Below are 20,056 nucleotides of genomic sequence, written 5' to 3' on the forward strand. Positions count from 1 at the left end.
AACTTCGATCTCAGCGTGAGTTGACCTAGGTGCCGCCAGGCCCCGTAGGCTCGGCGCCACAGGAGGCAGCGATGGAGAGCAAGAACCCCGTTTTCAGCAGGACGCGTCAGCAGCACGCGGGATGGGCCGGCCCCGCCCCGTCACCCGACACCCTGCGGAACATGTACGACGCCCCGTCGTACGCACCCCCGGCCCCGCCCGCCCACCGGGCGATGACCCTCGACGACGTCGTGGTCCGGGGCTTCCTCACCCTCGGAGCGCTCGTCGTGGCCGCGGCCGCGACCTGGGTGCTCGACGTCCCCCCGGGGCTGGCCATCGGCGCCGCCGTCGTGGCCCTGATCCTCGGCCTGATCGCCTCGTTCACCCAGAGCACCAACCCGGCGCTCATCCTGGGTTACGCGGTCTTCGAGGGCGTCTTCCTGGGCAAGATCAGCCAGGTCTTCGAGGGGGCCATCAGCGGCATCGTCTTCCAGGCGGTGCTCGGCACGGCCTTCGCCTTCGGCGCGGTGCTGACCGTCTACTCGCTGCGGGTCGTACGCGTCACGCCCAAGCTGGTCAAGTTCGGCATGGCGGCCGCCATCGCGGTGGTCGGGCTGGTGCTGGTCAACCTGATCGTCGGGATCTTCAACGGCGTCGGGCTCGGCCTGCGCACCGACAGCCCGATCGGCTGGATCTTCAGCCTCGTCATGATCCTGGTCGGCTGCTTCTTCCTGCTCCTCGACTTCGACTCGATCGAGCAGGGCGTGCGCCAGGGCGCTCCGGAGAAGTTCGCCTGGCAGTGCGCGTTCGGCCTCACGCTGAGCCTGGTCTGGATCTACCTCGAGGTGCTCCGCTTCATCAGCTATTTCACCGGCGACGACTGATCGTTCACCTCCTGGGGGCCTCGCCGTAACGGCGGGGCCCTCTCTTTGTGCGACCGGAAATCTACCTGCCGTCACAGAATGATGCCTGGCTTGGGGGTTGCCATTCGCAGCGCGGTGTTGCAGTGTCGAGCAAAGGACCTTAATCCGCGGAGGTGCCCATGTCCTTGAACCACTCACCGGAGACGCAGACGAAGCTCATCGCAAGGGTCCCCACGATAACGGGACGCGAACTCCCCGAGTGGTTCCAAGCCATCGACAACGGCCCGTCCTTCCTGAGGTGTGACGAGCGGGCCAACTGGCTCGCCGACGAGCACGGGCTGACCCACGGCTACGCCGCCGCGATCGTGCTGGAGCACGAGCGGCACCGCCGTACCCGGATGGGCTCGATCTAGAGCTCTTCCCCACCCCGCGCCCGTGCTCGCCGCACGGGCGCGTCATCATGAACACATGGATCTGGACAAGGCGCTCGGCTTCATCGAGACCAACCACCACGCAGTCCTGCTGACCAGCCGTCGCGGAGGGCACCCGCAGATGTCGCCGGTGCTGGCGGGCGTGGCCGACGGTCGCATCGTCGTCAGCACGCGCGAGACGGCGATGAAGGTGCACAACATCCGCCGTGATCCCCGCGTCTCCCTCTGCGTGCTCGCCGACGGCTTCTTCGGCCAGTGGCTCCAGGTCGACGGGACGGCCGAGATCGTCTCCCTGCCGGAGGCGATGGACCAGCTCGTCGCCTACTACCGCGACATCTCCGGCGAACACCCCGACTGGGACGGCTACCGCGAGGCCATGGTCCGCGATCGGCGCGTCATCGTCCGCGTGACCCCGCTCCAGGCGGGCCCGGACCGTCAGGGCTGACCCGCACCACGCGAAACGGCCCCGCACCGGCCGTGAGACCGGTACAGGGCCGCCTGGCACGATCTAGGACAGGCGCTCCAGCACCATCGCCATGCCCTGGCCGCCGCCCACGCACATGGTCTCCAGACCGAGGCTCTTGTCGTGGTGACGCAGGCTGTTGATCAGCGTCGAGGTGATGCGCGCGCCGGTCATCCCGAACGGGTGCCCCACGGCGATGGCCCCGCCGTTGACGTTGAGCCGGTCGAGGTCGATCCCGAGGTCCTGGTACGACGGGATCACCTGCGCCGCGAACGCCTCGTTGATCTCCACCAGGTCGATGTCCTCGATCGCCATCCCGGCCCGGGACAGCGCCTGCTTCGAGGCCTCCACCGGCCCCAGGCCCATGATCTCGGGCGAGAGCCCGCTGACGCCGGTGCTGACGATCCGGGCCAGCGGCGTGATGCCCAGCTCGGCCGCCTTGACGTCGCTCATGATGACCAGGGCCGCCGCGCCGTCGTTGAGCGGGCAGCAGTTGCCGGCGGTGACCGTGCCGTCGGGGCGGAAGACCGGCTTCAGCGAGGCCACCCCCTCGTACGTGGTGCCGGCCCGGGGGCCGTCGTCCTTGGCGACCACGGTGCCGTCGGGGAGGGTGACGGGGGTGATGTCCTTCTGCCAGAACCCGTCGGCAAGCGCCTTCTCGGCCAGGTTCTGGGAGCGCACGCCGAACTCGTCCTGCTCGCGGCGGCTGACGCCCTTGAGCTGGGCCAGGTTCTCGGCGGTCTGCCCCATGGCGATGTAGATGTCGGGGACGGCGCCGTCCTCGCGCGGGTCGTGCCAGGTCTGACCGCCCTCGGCCGCCTGCTTGGTGCGGCCCAGCGCGTCGAGGAAGAGCGGGTTGTGGGTGTCGGGCAGCGAGTCGGAGTTGCCCTTGGCGAACCGGGAGACGGTCTCGACGCCGGCCGAGACGAACACGTCACCCTCACCCGCCTTGATCGCGTGGAAGGCCATCCGCGTCGTCTGCAGCGAGGAGGAGCAGTAACGCGTGACGGTCGTGCCCGGCACGGTGTCGAGCCCGAGCAGCACCGCCACCACCCGGGCCATGTTGAAGCCCTGCTCGCCGCCCGGCAGGCCGCAGCCGAGCATGAGGTCGTCGATCGTGTTCGGGTCGAGCTGGGGCACCTTGGCCAGCGCCGCCTGGATCATCTGTACGGTCAGATCGTCGGGACGGATGTCCTTGAGCGACCCCTTGAAGGCTCGTCCGATCGGGGAACGCGCGGTTGCGACGATGACTGCCTCGGGCATGGCCCCTCCTTGTGTCCGGCGCTGATATTAGAACTATATTCCAGTCCTCCTCGCAAGCACCCCGGGGCCCCGCGTCAGCCGTACATGCCGGGGGCGGTGGCGGTGTGGTCGTTGACGGCGTGCACGGCGCCCTTCTCGTCGCGCCACAGGCGCCAGCCGTCCTGGCTGCCGGTGAACCAGGGGGGCGGGGCGCTCATGGGGGAGACGCGGGTGCCGCTGCCGAGGTCGTACTCGCAGACGGCGGCCGTGGAGTAGAAGCCGGGGGCCTGGCCGCGCAGCGGCAGCGGCTTGGGGTCGGTGACGCAGAAGGACCAGCCCCGCTCCTCGCCCACCTGTGCGGGCTTGCCCGAGACCAGGTCGAAGGCGCTGCCCTTGGCGTCGTGCTTGAGGAAGCCCAGCTTGTCCATGCGGTCGGGGAAGGCCAGCCACCAGCCCGAGCCGGGGACGTCGGAGGCGGTGATCTGGCCGACCACCCGGCCGGTCTCGGAGTCGAGCCTGGCGAAACCGCCGTAGGCGCCCTGGCGGTCGACCGGGCGTACGACGGGCGCGTAGCCGGGGCTGCCGCTCGGGTAGACGCGCACGACCGAGGGACGCATCCAGTTGACCGTGCCGTCGCCGATCCGGATGGAGAACAGGCCGAAGGTGGAGACCTTCTTCGTCTGGGGGTTGGTGTAGGGGGCGACGTAGCCGACCAGGTTGTCGCCGGTCGAGCCGAACGCCCACCCGCCCGACAGGTCGATGCCCGGTCCGAGCGCCTGCTCGATCGGCTGCTGCCACTGGAGCTTGCCGGTCTTGACGTCGTACGACTCGATCATGGGGTTGGCGGCCATCCGCAGCAGCAGGACCCGGGCCGGGTCGGACCACTCGACCTCGGAGATGCCGGGCAGCTTCCACATCACCCGGCCGGTGGCGGGATCGAGCACGACCATGCGGGCGTGGGCCAGGGCGGTGTGCTCCGACACGCACAGGTACGGGCCGCAGCGCTGCGGCCCGAACGTGGAGTGCATCGGCCGGGTCCACTTCTGCGCCCCGGACCGGGCGTCGCGGGCGATGAGGGTGGCGTTCCAGCGCCCCTTCCTGGTCGGGTCGAGCGCCACGATCACCCCCTGACCCTTGGCCGTCTCCACGATCGCGGGGGCCGAGACGCCCATGCCGGGCAGGCGGCCCGCCATGGTCGCCGGGTACGCCCACAGGCGCCGCCCGTTGTCGAGGCCGAGCGCCACGGTCTCCAGCGTGCCGTCGGGCTTCATGGACGTCGTGGTCACCACACCGGCCGCGGACACGATCCGGCTGACCGCGTTGACCTGGGTGTTCTGCCAGGAGGGGAAGTTCGCCGTGGCGGCGTCGCTGCCGGAGCAGGCGGTCAGGGCGAGGGTCCCCGCGAGGGCCAGGGAAGGTTTCATGAGGGGCCGGAGCACAGACAATTCACTCCAAAGAGAACGAGGAGTGACGGCTAGGGCTCGGAGGGTGACCGGATCAGGGGTCGTCAAGCCCCCCGCCACGCACGTTCACGCGTCGGTGGGGGGCGTCGAGTCGTCCGCCGGGCGCGCTCAGGCGTCGGTGGGCGTCTCGCCGAGTCGCCGGCGGAACAGCGTGGCCCACTTGCCGTGGAGCCCCGTCGCCCGCCCGTCGACCCGGGTCGCGCTGACCTCGGTGCCGGGCTCCTCCGCGGCCGTTGCCGCCGCAAGGTAGATCGGTTGCAGTCCTTCGCCCCGCGCGGGCCGCGGCTCAGGCCACAGCCCCAACGCAGCGCACACCGACGGTAGCACCGCGTAAGCGGCCTGCGCGTAACCTCGGTCAGATGGATGGAAACGATCCGGTCCGAACATTTCTGTCGGATTTGTATCGAATTCCGGCCCCAGGACGTCGGCGAACGCCACCGTCCGGCCGCCCGCGTCCACCACGGCGACGGTCTGGGCCGCCGCGAGCTGACGGCTCCACCGGCGGGTCACCCAGCGCAGCGGCTGGGCGATGGGCCGCACCGTGCCCAGGTCGGGGCAGGTGCCGACGACCACCTCGACGCCCGCCTCGCGCAGCCGCCGCACCGCCTTGGCCAGATGGCGCACCGCGACGGCCGGCGGCGTCTGGGTGATGATGTCGTTGGCGCCCACGAAGATCACCGCCACGTCCGGGCGCATGGCGAGGGCGGCGTCCACCTGTTCGGGCAGCTCCGCGGAGGGGGCGCCGGACTTGCCCGCGACGAGCAGGTGCACCGGGCGCTCGGCCACGGCCGCCACGCCGTTGGCCAGGAGTACGGCGGGGGTGTGGCTGGGATCGGTCATGCCCAGGCCCACCGAGGTGGAATCGCCGAGCATGACCATGTTGAGGGGGATTCCGTGGAAATCGCCGTAGATGCCGTCCGAGGGCGGTCCGTCCAGACCGTGAGGGCGGCCGATGGCCTTGCGTGCGAGCAGTCCCTCAGCGATCAGCAGGCCGTACGCCGTGGCTCCGAGCGCCGTCAGCCCGCCACCTCCGAGCGCGGCCGCCATGGCGATCCTCCTGGCCGCGCGTGCCATGCCTGCTGCCCAGACCACGTAGTGTCCTCCCGGTCGAACTCGGCGGTAGCGTTTGCTTGAAAACTAGCCGAGGGCCTGCCACCCCCAATGGATCTCGGCCTCGGGCAAGCTGATCAAGCTTCGGCAAAGAAGGTGAACACCTCGGTGCGCGTTTACGATTCCCTGGTCGATCTCATGGGGAACACTCCGCTCGTCCGGCTGCACAAGGTCACGGCGGGGATTTCCGCCCAGGTGCTGGCCAAGGTCGAATACTTCAATCCCGGCGGTTCGGTCAAGGACCGCATCGCGCTGCGCATGATCGAGGCCGCCGAGGCGTCGGGCGCGCTGCGGCCGGGCGGTGTCATCGTTGAGCCGACGTCCGGCAACACCGGTGTGGGCCTGGCCATCGTGGCCCAGCAGAAGGGCTACCGGTGCCTGTTCGTGGTGCCCGACAAGGTGGCCCAGGACAAGATCGCGGTGCTGCGCGCGTACGGGGCCGAGGTCGTGGTCTGCCCGACCGCCGTCTCGCCCGACCACCCGGAGTCGTACTACTCGGTCTCCGACCGGCTGGCCCGCGAGATCCCCAACGCCTGGAAGCCCGACCAGTACTCCAACGTCAACAACCCCGACTCCCACTACCACTCCACCGGTCCCGAGCTGTGGGAGCAGACCGACGGCCGGATCACGCACTTCGTGGCGGGCATCGGCACCGGCGGCACGATCAGCGGCACCGGCCGCTACCTCAGGGAGGTCTCCGACGGCCGGGTGAAGATCATCGGGGCCGACCCCGAGGGCTCGGTGTACTCCGGCGGCTCCGGCCGTCCGTACCTGGTGGAGGGCGTGGGCGAGGACATCTGGCCGGCCACGTACGACACCGGGATCTGCGACGAGATCATCGCGGTGTCCGACAAGGACTCCTTCAACATGACCCGCCGCCTGGCCCGCGAGGAAGGGCTGCTGGTCGGCGGCTCGTGCGGCATGGCCGTGGTGGCGGCGCTGCAGGTGGCGGCCAAGGCCGGGCCCGACGACGTGGTGGTCGTGCTGCTGCCCGACGGCGGCCGCGGCTACCTGTCGAAGATCTTCAACGACGACTGGATGGCCGACTACGGCTTCCTGACCACCAGCTCGGACGAGGGTCTGGTCGGCGACGTGCTGGCGCGCAAGGGACCGGGCCTGCCGGAGTTCGTGCACGCCCACCCGCACGAGTCGGTCGGCACGGCCATCTCGATCATGCGCGAGTACTCGGTGTCGCAGCTCCCGGTCATGAAGGAGGAGCCGCCGGTCATGGCGGCCGAGGTGGTCGGCTCGATCGTCGAGCGCGACCTGCTGGAGGCTCTCTACCACGGCAGGCTCGCCTCCGACGACCCGATCTCCGACCACATGTCGGCGCCGCTACCCACGATCGGCAGCGGTGAACCCGTCGCGCGCGCGGTCGAGGCGCTGGAGAAGGCCGACGCGGCCGTCGTCCTGGAGGACGGCAAGCCCGCCGGGCTGATCACCCGGCAGGACCTGCTCGCCTTCCTCGCCAACCACTGATCAGGGTTTCCTGATCGACTCGATCACGGTGCCGAGGCCCTCGTGGCCCCGTCCCTCGGCGTCGGCGCGCTCGAAGAGCCGCTTCAGCGCGTTCGGCACCGTGGTCTCCACCCCCGCCTCGGCCAGCGCGTGCACGACGTGGCCCAGGCCGACGGCCTGCATGTGCAGGGAGTTCAGCTCGCCGGGGTAGACGCCGGCGGCGAACTCCTCGGCCAGGACCTTGGCGAACCCCATCGTGCCGTCGCCGCCGAGCTGGGTGAAGGTCTCCCGCGCGTACGGCAGGAACTCCAGCGGGGAGACCCCGGCCGTGCGCAGCATCGCCATGGCGTGCATCTGGCTGGTCAGGCTCGACCAGAAGATCAGCAGCAGCGACTGGTAGTACATCATCGCCAGGCCCTCGTCGTCGCCGACGTGGACGACGTCGCCGAGTGCCCTGAGCGTCGCGGTGTGCCGGTCCAGCACGTCCTTCGGGCCGCTGTAGAAGGAGTACGCGCCCGGCTGCCCGATGCCCGGGGGCGGGACCATGATCCCGGCGGTGATGAGCGTGCCACCGCGTCCGGCCACCCAGCGGGCCGCCGCGCGCAGCTCCTCGGGGGTGCCCGAGCTGAGGTTGACCAGCACCTTCCCGTCGAGCCTGGCCTCGCCGAGGCTGTCGTACATCGCCTGGTAGGCGATCTGGCTGATCACCAGCAGGTCGCCGTCCGCGGCCGAGGCCGCACGCCGGGCTCCCCGGGCGACCAGCGGTTCGGTCTTGCTCGCCGTACGGTTCCACACGGCCACGTCGAAACCCGCGCCGAGGAACGTCTCGGCCATCTTCGACCCCATCGGGCCGAGTCCCACAACTGTCACCTGAGTCATGACAGGGAGCCTGCGACACCGCGCTACGGAAATCCTTACGACCGGCTACGGGTTAGGCTCTGCATGGTGCGATTCGGGGTGCTCGGCCCGCTGGCCGTCTCGACCGGCGGCGAGGAGGTCCACGTCGCCGAGCCCAAGGTCCGCGCGCTCCTCGCCGCCCTGCTGGCGGCCGGCGGCGGTCCGGTCTCCGCCGACCGGCTGATCGACGACCTGTGGGGCGACCGGCCCACCCGCAACCCGCTCGGCACCCTCCAGGCCCGCGTCTCCCAGCTCCGCCGCGCGCTCGGCGACCCCGCCGTGATCGTCCACGGCCCGGCCGGTTACCGGCTGGCCGCCCACGACTCCGACGCCGCCCGCTTCCGCGCGCTGGCGGGCCGCCGCGGGGCCGCCCCGCGTGAGCGGGCCCGCGAGCTGGAGCAGGCCCTCGCGCTGTGGCGGGGTCCGGCCTACGCCGACTTCGCCGACGAGGGGTTCGCCCGTGCCGAGATCACCCGGCTGACCGAGCTGCGCCTGTCGGCCCTGGAGGAGCAGGCCGAGGTACGCCTCGCCCTCGGCCAGGACGTCGACCTCGCCGACCTGGTCGCCCGGCACCCGCTGCGCGAACGGCTGCGCACCTCGCACATGAAGGCCCTGTACCGGGGCGGCAGGCAGAGCGAGGCGCTGGCCGGTTACGAGGAGCTGCGCGTCAGGCTGGCCGAGGAGCTGGGGCTCGACCCCTCGCCGGAGCTGGCCGCGCTGCACCGGGCCATCCTGCGCCACGACCCCGCGCTGACCGCCCCGCCGCCCGCCGACCCCGGGCCGCGCACCAACCTGCCCGCGCCGCTCACCGCGCTGATCGGCCGCGACGGCGACCTCGCCGAGGTCGCCGGCCTGCTGGCGGAGTCGCGGCTGGTGACCCTGACCGGGTCCGGCGGCGTGGGCAAGACCCGCCTCGCCCTCGCCGCCGCCCGCCGCCTGGCCTTCCCCGACGCTTCCGCCGATGGTTCCGCCGGCGGGTTCGCCGACGGGTTCGCCGACGGTGTGTGGCTGGTGGAGCTGGCCGGGGCCGCGGACGTGGCCGAGGCGGTGGCGGCCGTGCTGGGCGTGCGCGACGACGACTCCGTGCCGCTGGCGTCCAGGCTGGCCAGGGTGCTGGCGGGCGGGAGCGCGCTGCTGGTCCTGGACAACTGCGAGCACCTGGTCGAGCAGGTCGCCGGGTTCGTCTCGGCGGTGCTGCGGGCCGCGCCGGGCCTGCGCGTGCTGGCCACCAGCCAGGAGCCGCTGGGCGTGTCCGGCGAACGGGTCCGCGTCGTCCACCCGCTGCCCGAGCCCGACGCCGTACGGCTCTTCGCGGCCCGCGCGGACGTCGAGCCCGGCCCCGCCGTGGCCGACATCTGCCGGCGGCTCGACGGCATCCCGCTGGCCCTGGAGCTGGCGGCGACGCGGGTGCGGGCGCTCGGCGTACAGGAGCTGGCCGCCCGGCTGGACGACAGGTTCAGGCTGCTCAGCGCCGGGATGCGGGACGCGCCGGCCCGGCAGCGCACGCTGCGGGCCACCATCGACTGGAGCTGGGAGCTGCTGTCGGCCGAGGAGCGCACAGTGCTGCGGCGGCTGGCCGTGCACGCCGACGGCTGCACGCTGGAGGCCGCCGAGGCGGTCTGCGCCGAGCCCGGCGTGGACGTGCTCGACGTGCTGGCCAAACTCGTGGACCGGTCGCTGGTGGTCGTGGCGAGCGGTCCACGCTACCGGCTGCTGGAGTCGGTGACCGCCTACTGCCTCGAACGGCTGCGCGAGGCCGGCGAGCACGACCTGCTGCGCGAGCGGCACGCCCGCCACTACACCGGCCTGGCCGCCCGCGCCGAGCTGCGCGGCCCGCGCCAGCACGAGTGGCTGGACCGGCTGGACGCCGAGAGCGCCAACCTGCGGCTGGCCCTGTCCGGCCCCGAGGCCCTGCGCCTGGCCAACGCGCTGGCCTGGTACTGGATCCTGCGCGGCAGGCTGCGCGAGGCCCGCAGGTCGATCGAGGCGGCGCTGGCGGCGGGCGGCGAGGAGAGCGCCGCCGCCCTGGCCTCGGTCTGGCTGGCCGGCATCGGGCTGCTGCTCGGCGAGCCCACCCCGCCGGTACGCCGGGCCGCGCTCGACCGTACGGGGGCCGCGCTGGCCGACTGGTTCCTGAGCTTCGCCCGCTGGGCGTACGGCGACCACGCGGCGCACCGGGCCGCCGTCGGGCGGGCGCTCGCGGCGTACGAGGAGCTGGGGGACCGGTGGGGGATGGCGGCGGCGCTGTGCCTGCGGGGAAAGCTCGCGGTGGGCCGCGGCGACCTGGCGGCGATGGAACGCGACGGCGGGCGGGGCCTGGCCGTCTTCCGGGAGCTGGGGGACGAATGGGGGCAGGTCGAGGCCATGGACGTCCTCGACCGGGTGGCCGAGATCCGCGGCGACTACGAGGGGGCGGCCCGGCTGCGGCACGAGGCGCTGCGGCTGGCCGAGGGGCTGGGGTTCGACGTGTCGTTCAAGCTGGCCGCGATCGGACGGCTCGCGCTGCTCACGGGCGACTACGAGCGGGCCGACGACTTCCACGGGCGGGCCTTGCGGCTGGCGGTGGCGCAGTCGTACCGGTCGGCGGAGGAGAACGCGCTGCTCGGCCTGGCCATGAGCGCCCGCAGGCAGGGGCGGTACGAGGAGGCGGAGTCGTACCTGCTGTCGGCGCTCGACTGGCTGCGGAAGGTGGACGGCACGCCCGGGACGGCGTTCGTCATGGCGGAGTGGGGGTTCGTGGCCGAGCAGCGCGGCGACGCCGGGACCGCGCTGGCCCGCCATCACGAGGGGTACGGGGACGCCTGCGCGACGGGCGACCCGAGGGCCGTCGCGCTGGCCCTGGAGGGGCTGGCGGGCGCGCTGTCGATCGCGGGCGGGGAGCGGCTGGAGGAGGCGGCCGGGAAGCTGGGACGGGCGGCGGCGATCCGGCGAGCCGTCGGCGCGCCCCTGCCCGCCGGCGAACGCCACGACGTCGACCGCATCACCACCCGCCTGCGCGCCGCCCTCGGCGAGGACCACTTCACCCGCTCCTTCACCGCGGGCGAGCTCTCCCTCGGAGAAGCCCCTCTCGGCTCAGGGCAACTCGACCTCGGTGAGCCCCCTCTCGGGTCAGGGGAGGGGGAACTCGGCGATCACTTCCCAGGGGCCCTCGGGGGACGGGCCCGCGTAGAGCCTGCCGCCCAGCGCCTCCACCCGCTCGGCCATGCCGACCAGCCCGAACCCGCCGCCCAGCCGGGACACCCGCGGGTCCGACGCGGTTGAGCCGAAGTTCCGCACCCGCAGCACGACGACCCGCTCGTACCGCCGCAGATCGGCCTCCACCCAGGCGGCCCGGGTGGCGTGCTTGCGCACGTTGGTGAGCGACTCCAGCAGGACCCGGTGCAGCGTCGTCATCACCTCCGGCGGCAGCGTGCGGTCGTCGATGCCCGACCCGATCTCGAACGCCACCTTCGGCCCCTCGACCGAGAACCGTTCGGTCAGGAGCCGCAGGTCGGCCAGCGTCGTGCCGGGCCTGCGGTCCGCCTCGTCCTCGGTGCGCAGGACGGTCACCATGCGCCGCATCGAGGTCAGCGCCTCCGACCCGGCCGAGGCGATCGCGTCGAGCGCGGGCAGCACCGCCTCGGGCTTGTGCTCGGCGACCGTACGGGCGGCCTGGGCCTGGACGACGATGCCGGTGATGTGGTGGGCGACCAGGTCGTGCAGTTCCCTGGCCAGTTCGAGGCGTTCGGCCCGCCGTACGGAATGCACCGCCTCGGTACGGCGCTCCTGCTGGAACCGTAGGTAGCCGCCGATGCCCGCGGCCATCGACCACCCCGCGAACAGCAGGAACGCGAACGCCAGCCCCGCGGTGGGGTAGTCGCGCCTGGCCGACTCGGCCATCAGCACGGCCAGCCCCACGAGCGCCAGCACCGCCGCCCGCCGTACCGGCTCCACGTGCCGCAGCACGCCGATGAGGAGGACCAGCAGCGACCCCGTCTCGGCCATGCCGGGCGCGCCCAGCGCGTCGACCGACGCGATGACCAGCGACACGGCGAAGGACAGCCCCAGCAGCGCGCAGAAGCCCTCAAGCCGGTGGCGGCGGCGCAGGACGACCGCCGCGATCCCGGCCGCGCCGCAGAACGGTACGAACCACTGCAGCCCCCCGGTGCTGACGGCGATGGCCAGGTCGAGCATCAGCATCAGGCCGAGCCAGCCGAGCATCGCGATCTCGCTCAGCCGCCGGACCCAGTACACGACGCCCTTCGAATCCCCCACGTCACGAGAGTAGGCCGGAAGTCGGACAACTCGTATCAACCGATCGGCCGACCCGGTCGCCGGCGGACCAGCCCTTCAGCGGAGGCGGCGGCGCAGGCCGCTCGGCGATGCTGGAAGCACGTCGGAAGGGGGACAGGACATGGTGGTCATCGGATTCGTTCTGCTGGGGTTGGGACTGGTCGTCACGGCGCTGCTCGCGCTGGCCGACCCGGTGTTGCTCTCCCGCATCAACGGGGAGGACGCGGAGGGCGGCAGCGGCCGCCACATCGACGTGGAGATCGTACGGCTCAGCGCCCCGGCCGCGACGGCCGCGACGGCACGCGAGCCCAGGGCGGCCCGAGCCGCATGAACGTGGCCCGCGCGGCATGGCGCGCGGGCCCGGGGCGGGCGCAGTCGGGGGACGGCCCCGCCTTCGGCCCGCGGTCCGTTGGGGAACGGATCGCGGGCCGCTTTCCGTTAACGTGGGGCCTATGACCAACGGTTTTGAGACCCTGGCGATCCACGCAGGTCAGGAGCCCGACCCGCTGACCGGCGCGGTCGTGCCGCCGATCTACGCCACGTCCACCTACAAGCAGGACGGCGTGGGCGGCCTGCGTTCGGGATACGAGTACAGCCGCTCGGCCAACCCCACGAGGACGGCGCTGGAAGAGGCGCTGGCCGCCGTGGAGGGCGGCGCGCGCGGGCTGGCCTTCGCCTCGGGCCTGGCCGCCGAGGACACCCTGCTGCGCACGGTGTGCAAGCCGCAGGACCACGTGATCATCCCCAACGACGCGTACGGGGGCACGTACCGGCTGTTCGCCAAGGTGCACGAGCGCTGGGGCCTGCACTACGACCCGGTGCCGCTGCACGACCTCGACGCGGTGGCGTCGGCCATGACGCAGAAGACGAAGATCGTCTGGGTCGAGACGCCCACCAACCCGCTGCTCGGCATCGCCGACATCGCCGCCCTGGCTGAGCTCGCCCACGGGAACGGCGCGCTGCTGGTCGTGGACAACACGTTCGCGTCGCCGTACCTGCAGCAGCCCCTGGCGCTCGGGGCCGACGTGGTCGTCCACTCCACCACCAAGTACATCGGCGGCCACTCCGACGTGGTCGGCGGCGCGCTGATCGCGGGCGAGAAGGGCCTCGGCGACGAGCTGACCTACCACCAGAACGCGATGGGCGCGGTAGCCGGCCCGTTCGACGCCTGGCTGACGCTGCGCGGGCTCAAGACCCTCGGCGTGCGCATGGACCGCCACTGCGACAACGCCGAACGCGTCGTCGACCTGCTGCTCGCGCACCCGCGCGTGACCCAGGTGCTCTACCCGGGCCTGCCCGAGCACGCCGGCCACGAGGCCGCCGCCAAGCAGATGCGGCGCTTCGGCGGCATGGTGTCCTTCCGCGTGGCGGGCGGTGAGGCGGAGGCCGTGGAGGTGTGCAACCGGGCCAAGCTGTTCACGCTCGGCGAGTCGCTGGGCGGCGTCGAGTCGCTCATCGAGCACCCGGGCAGGATGACGCACGCCTCCGCGGCGGGCTCGCCCCTGGAGGTGCCGAGCGACCTGGTGCGCCTGTCGGTCGGCATCGAGACGGTCGACGACCTGCTCGCCGACCTCACCCAGGCCCTCGGCTAGGGCGTCAGGACACCGGCCGTCAGGGCGTCGGGACGACCATCAGGAAGAGGATCACCAGCCAGATCAGGGCCAGCAGGCCGCTGATGGCCGCGACCCGGCCGGTCTGCACCTTCGCGTCGTCCTCCGTGTTCTCGCTCTCAAGAGCGCGGAGGGCGGTGCGCAGGTCGCGATCGATGATGACCAGCAGCACGATCGCCACGATGAACAGCGTCATCGACGCCGTCATGTACCACAGGCCGAGCACGCCGTTCCCGACGGCGATCCCCACGGCCACCCCGAACACCAGCACGCCCAAGGACGCGAGGCTGTAGATCCTCGTCGTGCGCTGGATGTTCCGCAGGACGGGCACGTTGTTGGTGCGGATGGCCCGGGGAGCGGCCATCGTCGCGGCGGTCAGCGGGCCGATCGTGAAGATGGCGAAGCCGATGTGCAGCCAGAGAAGCAGGGACATGCGCCTGAGACTAGTCCCCGACGATCTCGGTCGGTGGCTCGACACTCTCTTTAACCTGCGAGGAGCAACGCATGATCAGCTCCGTGGCCGCCACCGCGACGGCCATCAGGATGATCAGCAGGATCGTGGCAATCATGGGCTCTCCTCCTTCCCCGTGTCCGACGTGAATATCGTCCGTAATGACTAGACGGACGTGCAACGGAATAAGTTCGCCACGGGTATGGTTGGTGACCGTCGCTTTTTTCTTACCTTCAGGGCACAAGGGGGTGCCGTCCGTGGCCATCAGGCACGTCGAGCCGTACACCGACGAGTGGCTGCAGCAGCCGGCCGGCTATGTCGAGCGCGTCGTCGACCTGCTCGGAGCCGAGGTGGCCGACTGGTGGGAGGGTCCGTGCGATCCGCGTGACGCCACCGTCAAGCTCGCCGACGACCACGCGCTGGTGTGGGACGAGGAGAGCGGCTGGCGGCTCGGCCGCTTCGTCGCCGGTGCGGCGGGCGCGCACACCGAGCTGACCGGCGTCCGCTACCTGGGCCACGGGCTGCTGCCCCGGCCGGAGCGCGTGCCGCAGGCTCTGGTGGACGCGCGGGCGGGGGTGGGCGCCAGCTCGGCCTGGCGGCCCTGTTACCGGTCGCACCGCAACTGCCGCGACGGGTTCGACGTCGCCCTCGACTTCTACGCCCGGCTGATCGAAGCCTGACACCCCGGAAGGGCAAGCGCCTCCGCCCGAAGGGCGCCGCACGCCGCAAGGCTCACCCTGGGGGAAGGGCCTCCGCCCAAAGGCGCTACATCCCTACCTCGATCCCGACTACGTGCACGCCCTGTCCGACAGCCTGGCGCGGGGGGCTACGAACTCGGCGGAGTGCCTCTCGCGGCTCGCGCGATCGGGCACGTGAAGCACGTCGATCAGCTGGAGAGGGGTTCTCCCGGCCACGAGCTCCAGGGCGCGGTGTCCGACCTGATGTACCAGCTGCGCATCCCGGACCTTCCGCCGAGCCGCCTGTCCAGCTTGCACATGCGGCTCGGCCGTGCCCTGGCCTGCGTCAACGGCAACCAGAGGGAGGCCCGCGAAGCCCTCGACCGCGCACTGGGCACGTCCGGCCTGAGCCCGTTCGCCGAGGCCGCTCTCGGCGGGGACGTCGCGATCGGGCTGAGCAGGCTGGGCCACCACGCCCAGGCCGATCGTCTCCTGCGGGAGGCGGCGGAGGCCATGGCCCGGTGGTCTCCGCTCTTCCGGGCCCAATTTCTCGGGAGGCAGACGCAGACGGCGGTGCGAGCGGACAAACCGGCGCTCGCCGTGCATCACATGCACAGCCTCACCCGCGCGCTACCGTTCGTCAGCAGCGCCCGCGTGAACACGCGCGTCACCGAGATCCTCACTGCAACAGCCAAATGGGACCGCACCCCGGACGTGCGCACCGCGCGTGAACATCTGCGTTCGATGTTGCCTGCCGAATCCTTCCGCCTGACGAAATTCAGCTTCTCTTTCCGGAAGTCAGCGGGAGCGGCGGAGGCGGAGGAAGTCGCTGACGACATATTCGCCGAGCCGGTCCGCGCTCGGTGAGAACACCCGGCCGCCGTTCCTGCGGGCCACCTCGTCCACGAACTCCTTGAGCCGGTCGTCGGCCGCCAGCATGAAGACGTTGATGGTCGCGCGCCGCCGCGTCATCTTGTCGACCTCGGACAGCGTCAGTTCCAGCGTCTCGTGCGACGGCGGCCACTCGAAGGCGGACCTGCCGTTGCGCATGAGGTGGGCGGTCGGCTCGCCGTCGGTGACGACCAGCACCACGGGCTCGAAGTCGGGGTGGCGGTCGAGGTGGCGGCCGGCGATGAGGAGGGCGTGGTGCAGGTTGGTGCCCTGGACCATGTCCCAGTCGAGGCCGGCCAGCTCGTCGGGTTGCAGGACCCTGGCGTAGTTGGAGAAGCCGATGATCTGCACGGCGTCCTGCGGGAATTTGGAGGCCACCAGTGCCTGGAGGGCCAGCGCCGTCTGCTTGGCCGCGGCCCACGTGCCGCGCAGGGCCATCGAGTACGACAGGTCGACCAGCAGGCACACCGCCGCGGCGCTGCGGCGTTCGGTCTCGGAGACCTCGAAGTCGTCGACGGACAGCCGCACCCGGGCCCGCCCGTCCTGCGGGGCGGTCGCCACGCCGCCGCTGCGCACGCCGTTGACCAGCGTGCGGACGACGTCGATCGGCTGCTCGTCGCCGAAGCGCCACGGCCGGGTGGAGCCGGTCAGCTCGCCGGCCGAGCCCGCGTCGTGCTGGTCGTGGTCGCCGCGCCGGCCCGCGTCGAGGGAGGAGAACACGCGCCGCAGCGCGGTCTCGCCCAGCCGCCGGACCGCCTTGGGGGTCAGCTCCAGCTTGCCGCGGCGGCGCAGCAGGTAGCCCTGCTCCTCCAGCTCGCGTTCGATGCGCTTGAGCGCCTCCAGGTCGTCGACCGCCGCCCGGCCCAGGGCCCGGCGTACGGCTGCCTCGTCGATGTCGTCGAGCCGCGCGCCCGGGTAGTCCTGGCGCAGGGCGGTCTCCAGCTGGGTGAGGTCGGCCAGCTCCTCCAGCGCCGTGACGGCGTCGCCCATGGCGAGGGGCTCGTCGCCGGTCAGCCGCTCGGGCGCGTTCCAGGCCAGGTCGGGACGGCGGGCGTGGAGGGCCTCGCCGAGGCGGCGCATCTGGTCGGACAGGCCGGCCTGGTCGAGCGTCTGGTTGATGAGGTTGGACAGCTCCTCGCGCTGGCGGGGGGTCATCGAGGCCAGCATGCGCTGGGTCGCGGCGGCCCGCCGGGCCAGGATGTCGACGAGCTCCTCGATGTCCCGGGGCTTTTCTGGGAACAAATCGCCATATTTCGCCATAAAGGCGTCAAAGTCTTCTTGGGTGTGCTCGCCTCTGGTGTCCCTGTCCAGCATGTCGTTCAGGTCGGACATCATCTCCCGGACGCGGGCCATGGCCTCGGGGTCGGGATTGGCCAGCGCGTCCCGCAGGCCCCTGAACTGGCTGTCGAGCACCTCGCGCCGCAGCAGGTCGCGCAGCTCCTCGAACGTCTGCCGCGCCGCCGCTGAACGCCACTCGTACGTGTTCAGCTCCTGGATGGCGCTCGCGGTGTCCTCGGGCAGCCCGTCGAGCCCGGCCTCCCGCAGCCGCGCGTCGTCGGACGGGTCGGGGAACAGCTCGGCCCGCTCCTGCCCGATCGCCTTGTCCAGCAGCGCCCGCGCGCGTTCGAGGGTGCCGTCGAGCCGCCCGCGCTCGCGCAGGTCCCTGCGCCGCCTGCGGACCTCCCTGAGCATGTCGTCGAGCCCCCGCCGGTCCTGGCTGCCGGGCAGCCCCCGCTTGAGCAGGTCGCGCAGCGCGTGGACCGGCGTCGAACCGGACAGGATCGCGTCGCCCATCTCGTCGAGGGCCGCGCGTACGTCATAAGGGGGGGCCAGGGGGTCGGGGCCGTCGTGGTATTCGCCGTAGCGGAAGGCCATCACGCTTCCACGCTAACCCCAACTTGCCCCCGCCCGTCTACGGACGCCTGGCCACTTCCCACACCTCGACCGCGCTGTTCGCGTCGGGCGTATAACTCACCTGCGCCTGGACGGCCCGCCCGGCCCCCTTGAGCGCCTTGGCGAGGTCGGTCGACTCGCAGGGCAGCTTGCCGAGCCCGCGCTTGTCGACGCCGGACGCCCTGCCGGACACCCAGCGGTCGCCGCAGCGGGCCGTGGCCCGGTAGAAGGACGTCATGTACGTGTAGCCCAGCTTGATCTGCTTGCCGCCGGTGCTGAACAGGAGCGTGGCGTCGTCGATCCGGGTGATCGAGCCGCGCGCGGTGACCGGCTCCGGCCAGGCGTCGAGCAGGAACTCCTGCGCCTTGACGGCCTTGCCGCCCTCGTACTCCACGCGCAGCGGCACCGCGCCCTCCAGGAACCCTGTGGTGAGCTGGGCGGGCTTGCACGCCGTACGGCCCAGCCCGTCGCGGTCGAGCGCGACCCGCCCCTCGGTCTCCTTCAGGTCGCAGGCCGTCGTCACCCGGCTGTAGGCGGCGCGGGTGTAGTCGAGCCTGAGCTCCTTGGCCCCCGTGACCGGGGTCAGCTTGTAGAGCACGTTGCCGCCGCGCCGGACCTTGGCGGGCTTCATGGGCACGATCCGCAGGGCGCCCTTGCCGTCGGCCCAGGCGTAGCCGTAGACGGGCTTGGCGGTGGCCGTGGCGGTGGCCGCGTGCGCAGGAAGCGCGAGGCCGCCCAGGACGAGGCCGACGGCGGTGGCATGGATGAGCAGGCGCATGGGCGGTTCCCCCCGGAGTCGTGATCAACCAAACACTACGACGCGGGAAACCGCCCGTTTGTTCACGTCCTGTAGATCGTGACCCCGTCGAGGTCTTCCCTTGACAGCCGCCGCATCAGGTAAAGACCTTCAAGGGCGAACTCCAGAGCAGCCGCGGCGTGCCCGGGGGACTCCTCGCCGGCGCCCATGCCGAGCCTCGACATGACCTTGGCCAGGCCGCTGACCGGGCCGATCTGGTGCAGCAGCTCGGCCGCGGCCACCATGTCGCCGGACTCCACCTGGTTGCCCTCGGCGAACTTGTCGGTGATGGGGGACAGGTCCATGCCGCCCAGCCTGCTCCTGAACGTCTCGGCCGTGGCCCGGCGCAGCAGGTGGGCCAGGATCTCGGTCTCCCTGCCCTCCTCGCTGACCTCGAACTCCACCTTGCCGCGCAGGCTGTGGACGACGCAGGCCAGGTCGCAGACGCGCGTGACGGCCTGGTCCTCGCCCTTGATCGCGGACCTGCGCACGGCGGAGGCCGCGGCGGTCTCGGCGGCGGCGATCGAGAAGCGCGCCGACACGCCGGAACGGGCGTCGACGGCCGTGGACTCGCGGACCAGCCGGGTGAACCTGGCGATCACCTCGACCAGGTGCTCGGGCACGTCGGCCCCGATGTCGGGCACCGACTCCTGGCGGATGAGCGTGAGCTCGTCCTCGACCGTGAGCGGGTAGTGGGTGCGGATCTCCGCGCCGAACCGGTCCTTCAGCGGCGTGATGATGCGGCCCCTGTTGGTGTAGTCCTCCGGGTTCGCGCTGGCGATGAGCAGGATGTCGAGCGGCAGGCGCAGGTTGTAGCCGCGCACCTGGATGTCGCGTTCCTCCAGCACGTTGAGCAGCGAGACCTGGATGCGCTCGGCCAGGTCGGGCAGCTCGTTGACGGAGAACACGCCGCGGTTGGTACGGGGGACCAGACCGTAGTGGACGGTCTCGGGGTCGCCGAGGGTGCGCCCCTCAGCGATCTTGATCGGGTCGACGTCGCCGATGAGGTCGCCGACGGAGGTGTCGGGAGTGGCGAGCTTCTCGCCGTAACGTTCGTCGCGGTGCTTCCACGCCACCGGCAGCTCGTCGCCCAGTTCCCGCGCCAGGGTCTTGCAGCGCGTGCAGGCGGGTGCGTACGGATGGTCGTTGATCTCGCAGCCCTCGACCACCGGGGTCCACTCGTCGAGCAGGCCGGTGATCGTGCGGATGAGCCGCGTCTTGCCCTGCCCGCGCTCACCGAGCAGGACCAGGTCGTGCCCGGCGAGCAGCGCCCGCTCCAGGTGTGGCAGAACGGTGTCGTCGAAGCCCACTATGCCGGGGAACCGGGTCTCGCCGGCCCGCAGCCTGGCCAGCAGGTTTTCCCGGACCTCGGCTTTGACGCTGCGATGAACGTGGCCGCTCTCTCGCAACTCGCGGAGAATACGTGGCTGATGCACGGGAACGAGACTACGTCCCCCGCGAGAAATGCGGCAGGGAGTTTCGCATCTGGCGGAGATTTCGGATCTTGACCTATTGCGTGACGGTTCGTACGCGTGCTTGTCCCTTTAGTGGGGAGAATCG

At 71.6% G+C, this 20,056-nt stretch carries 18 protein-coding genes and 1 pseudogene; 9 read left to right on the forward strand and 10 right to left on the reverse strand.

The genetic code is table 11. The features are described from left to right. Positions 1 to 71: 71 nt before the first annotated feature. From ACIA8R_RS13620 to ACIA8R_RS13630, 3 genes are all read left to right on the forward strand, one after another. Complete coding sequence (locus tag ACIA8R_RS13620; protein WP_397038462.1) at positions 72 to 863, forward strand: Bax inhibitor-1/YccA family protein; 792 nt, start codon at positions 72 to 74, stop codon at positions 861 to 863. Positions 864 to 1,021: 158 nt separating this feature from the next. Continuing rightward, positions 1,022 to 1,255, forward strand: a complete 234-nt coding sequence (locus ACIA8R_RS13625) for a DUF4287 domain-containing protein (protein ID WP_357708803.1) — start codon at positions 1,022 to 1,024, stop codon at positions 1,253 to 1,255. Between the two features lie 55 nt (positions 1,256 to 1,310). Next, entirely contained in the window at positions 1,311 to 1,718 is a 408-nt protein-coding gene (locus ACIA8R_RS13630; protein ID WP_357708800.1) for a PPOX class F420-dependent oxidoreductase, read from the forward strand. 63 nt (positions 1,719 to 1,781) lie between these two features. Here the strand turns inward: ACIA8R_RS13630 and ACIA8R_RS13635 are convergent, their stop codons facing one another. The 3 genes from ACIA8R_RS13635 to ACIA8R_RS13645 form a co-directional block, all read right to left on the reverse strand. Continuing rightward, positions 1,782 to 2,999: an acetyl-CoA C-acetyltransferase gene (locus ACIA8R_RS13635; protein WP_357708798.1), complete on the reverse strand. Its 1,218-nt coding sequence runs from the start codon at positions 2,997 to 2,999 to the stop codon at positions 1,782 to 1,784. Between the two features lie 74 nt (positions 3,000 to 3,073). Further along, positions 3,074 to 4,402, reverse strand: a complete 1,329-nt coding sequence (locus ACIA8R_RS13640) for a PQQ-binding-like beta-propeller repeat protein (RefSeq protein WP_364097610.1) — start codon at positions 4,400 to 4,402, stop codon at positions 3,074 to 3,076. A gap of 147 nt (positions 4,403 to 4,549) precedes the next feature. After that, positions 4,550 to 5,533, reverse strand: coding sequence for an SGNH/GDSL hydrolase family protein (locus ACIA8R_RS13645; protein WP_357708793.1), 984 nt, complete (start codon positions 5,531 to 5,533; stop codon positions 4,550 to 4,552). Positions 5,534 to 5,659: 126 nt separating this feature from the next. On the opposite strand from ACIA8R_RS13645, the gene ACIA8R_RS13650 reads away from it, so the two are divergent. Beyond that, entirely contained in the window at positions 5,660 to 7,030 is a 1,371-nt protein-coding gene (locus ACIA8R_RS13650) for a cystathionine beta-synthase (protein WP_357708791.1), read from the forward strand. Here the strand turns inward: ACIA8R_RS13650 and ACIA8R_RS13655 are convergent, their stop codons facing one another. Further along, a complete protein-coding gene (locus tag ACIA8R_RS13655; protein ID WP_397038465.1) occupies positions 7,031 to 7,879 on the reverse strand; it encodes an NAD(P)-dependent oxidoreductase in 849 nt (282 codons plus the stop codon). It abuts the gene before it with no gap. 72 nt (positions 7,880 to 7,951) lie between these two features. Between ACIA8R_RS13655 and ACIA8R_RS13660 the strand changes: the two genes are divergently transcribed. After that, the gene (locus ACIA8R_RS13660; RefSeq protein WP_397038467.1) at positions 7,952 to 11,167 is read left to right on the forward strand and encodes a BTAD domain-containing putative transcriptional regulator; all 3,216 of its coding nucleotides are present in this window, start codon (positions 7,952 to 7,954) and stop codon (positions 11,165 to 11,167) included. Between the two features lie 276 nt (positions 11,168 to 11,443). On the opposite strand, the pseudogene ACIA8R_RS13665 reads toward ACIA8R_RS13660, so the two are convergent. Continuing rightward, a pseudogene (locus tag ACIA8R_RS13665) lies at positions 11,444 to 12,106 on the reverse strand (histidine kinase dimerization/phosphoacceptor domain-containing protein); the annotation flags it as partial. 193 nt (positions 12,107 to 12,299) lie between these two features. Between ACIA8R_RS13665 and ACIA8R_RS13670 the strand changes: the two are divergent. Both ACIA8R_RS13670 and ACIA8R_RS13675 read left to right on the forward strand, forming a co-directional pair. Beyond that, positions 12,300 to 12,509: a hypothetical protein gene (locus tag ACIA8R_RS13670; RefSeq protein WP_357708783.1), complete on the forward strand. Its 210-nt coding sequence runs from the start codon at positions 12,300 to 12,302 to the stop codon at positions 12,507 to 12,509. Positions 12,510 to 12,630: 121 nt separating this feature from the next. Beyond that, complete coding sequence (locus ACIA8R_RS13675; RefSeq protein ID WP_397038469.1) at positions 12,631 to 13,770, forward strand: cystathionine gamma-synthase; 1,140 nt, start codon at positions 12,631 to 12,633, stop codon at positions 13,768 to 13,770. Positions 13,771 to 13,789: 19 nt separating this feature from the next. On the opposite strand, the gene ACIA8R_RS13680 is transcribed toward ACIA8R_RS13675, so the two are convergent. Next, a complete protein-coding gene (locus ACIA8R_RS13680; protein WP_357708777.1) occupies positions 13,790 to 14,221 on the reverse strand; it encodes a DUF2269 family protein in 432 nt (143 codons plus the stop codon). A 10-nt stretch (positions 14,222 to 14,231) separates the two neighbouring features. After that, positions 14,232 to 14,357 (reverse strand): hypothetical protein, encoded by a 126-nt coding sequence (locus tag ACIA8R_RS13685; protein ID WP_357708775.1) that lies wholly within the window; start codon positions 14,355 to 14,357, stop codon positions 14,232 to 14,234. A 139-nt stretch (positions 14,358 to 14,496) separates the two neighbouring features. Between ACIA8R_RS13685 and ACIA8R_RS13690 the strand changes: the two genes are divergently transcribed. Both ACIA8R_RS13690 and ACIA8R_RS13695 read left to right on the forward strand, forming a co-directional pair. Next, positions 14,497 to 14,919 carry a DUF6292 family protein gene (locus ACIA8R_RS13690; RefSeq protein ID WP_357708773.1) on the forward strand — a complete coding sequence of 141 codons (423 nt, stop codon included), beginning with the start codon at positions 14,497 to 14,499 and terminating at the stop codon, positions 14,917 to 14,919. Positions 14,920 to 15,111: 192 nt separating this feature from the next. Beyond that, positions 15,112 to 15,783, forward strand: a complete 672-nt coding sequence (locus ACIA8R_RS13695) for a hypothetical protein (RefSeq protein ID WP_397038472.1) — start codon at positions 15,112 to 15,114, stop codon at positions 15,781 to 15,783. On the opposite strand, the gene ACIA8R_RS13700 is transcribed toward ACIA8R_RS13695, so the two are convergent. The 3 genes from ACIA8R_RS13700 to ACIA8R_RS13710 all read right to left on the reverse strand — a co-directional run bounded on the left by ACIA8R_RS13700 (position 15,715) and on the right by ACIA8R_RS13710 (position 19,932). After that, entirely contained in the window at positions 15,715 to 17,682 is a 1,968-nt protein-coding gene (locus ACIA8R_RS13700) for a VWA domain-containing protein (RefSeq protein ID WP_397038678.1), read from the reverse strand. The two genes, ACIA8R_RS13695 and ACIA8R_RS13700, sit on opposite strands and share 69 nt — an antisense overlap. Before the next feature lie 37 nt (positions 17,683 to 17,719). Continuing rightward, positions 17,720 to 18,478 (reverse strand): hypothetical protein, encoded by a 759-nt coding sequence (locus ACIA8R_RS13705; RefSeq protein WP_364097589.1) that lies wholly within the window; start codon positions 18,476 to 18,478, stop codon positions 17,720 to 17,722. Positions 18,479 to 18,540: 62 nt separating this feature from the next. Next, positions 18,541 to 19,932 carry a sigma 54-interacting transcriptional regulator gene (locus ACIA8R_RS13710; RefSeq protein ID WP_364097586.1) on the reverse strand — a complete coding sequence of 464 codons (1,392 nt, stop codon included), beginning with the start codon at positions 19,930 to 19,932 and terminating at the stop codon, positions 18,541 to 18,543. Positions 19,933 to 20,056 lie beyond the last annotated feature (124 nt).

It is taken from the genome of Nonomuraea sp. NPDC051191, from assembly GCF_044455665.1.
In the GTDB taxonomy this organism is placed as follows: domain Bacteria; phylum Actinomycetota; class Actinomycetes; order Streptosporangiales; family Streptosporangiaceae; genus Nonomuraea.

Coding starts and splice junctions, on each gene's coding strand:
- ACIA8R_RS13620 (WP_397038462.1), top strand. CDS start 72: ATGGAGAGCAAGAACCCCGTTTTCAGCAGGACGCGTCAGCAGCACGCG.
- ACIA8R_RS13625 (WP_357708803.1), top strand. CDS start 1,022: ATGTCCTTGAACCACTCACCGGAGACGCAGACGAAGCTCATCGCAAGG.
- ACIA8R_RS13630 (WP_357708800.1), top strand. CDS start 1,311: ATGGATCTGGACAAGGCGCTCGGCTTCATCGAGACCAACCACCACGCA.
- ACIA8R_RS13635 (WP_357708798.1), bottom strand. CDS start 2,999: ATGCCCGAGGCAGTCATCGTCGCAACCGCGCGTTCCCCGATCGGACGA.
- ACIA8R_RS13640 (WP_364097610.1), bottom strand. CDS start 4,402: ATGAAACCTTCCCTGGCCCTCGCGGGGACCCTCGCCCTGACCGCCTGC.
- ACIA8R_RS13660 (WP_397038467.1), top strand. CDS start 7,952: ATGGTGCGATTCGGGGTGCTCGGCCCGCTGGCCGTCTCGACCGGCGGC.
- ACIA8R_RS13670 (WP_357708783.1), top strand. CDS start 12,300: ATGGTGGTCATCGGATTCGTTCTGCTGGGGTTGGGACTGGTCGTCACG.
- ACIA8R_RS13675 (WP_397038469.1), top strand. CDS start 12,631: ATGACCAACGGTTTTGAGACCCTGGCGATCCACGCAGGTCAGGAGCCC.
- ACIA8R_RS13680 (WP_357708777.1), bottom strand. CDS start 14,221: ATGTCCCTGCTTCTCTGGCTGCACATCGGCTTCGCCATCTTCACGATC.
- ACIA8R_RS13685 (WP_357708775.1), bottom strand. CDS start 14,357: ATGATTGCCACGATCCTGCTGATCATCCTGATGGCCGTCGCGGTGGCG.
- ACIA8R_RS13700 (WP_397038678.1), bottom strand. CDS start 17,682: ATGGCCTTCCGCTACGGCGAATACCACGACGGCCCCGACCCCCTGGCC.
- ACIA8R_RS13705 (WP_364097589.1), bottom strand. CDS start 18,478: ATGCGCCTGCTCATCCATGCCACCGCCGTCGGCCTCGTCCTGGGCGGC.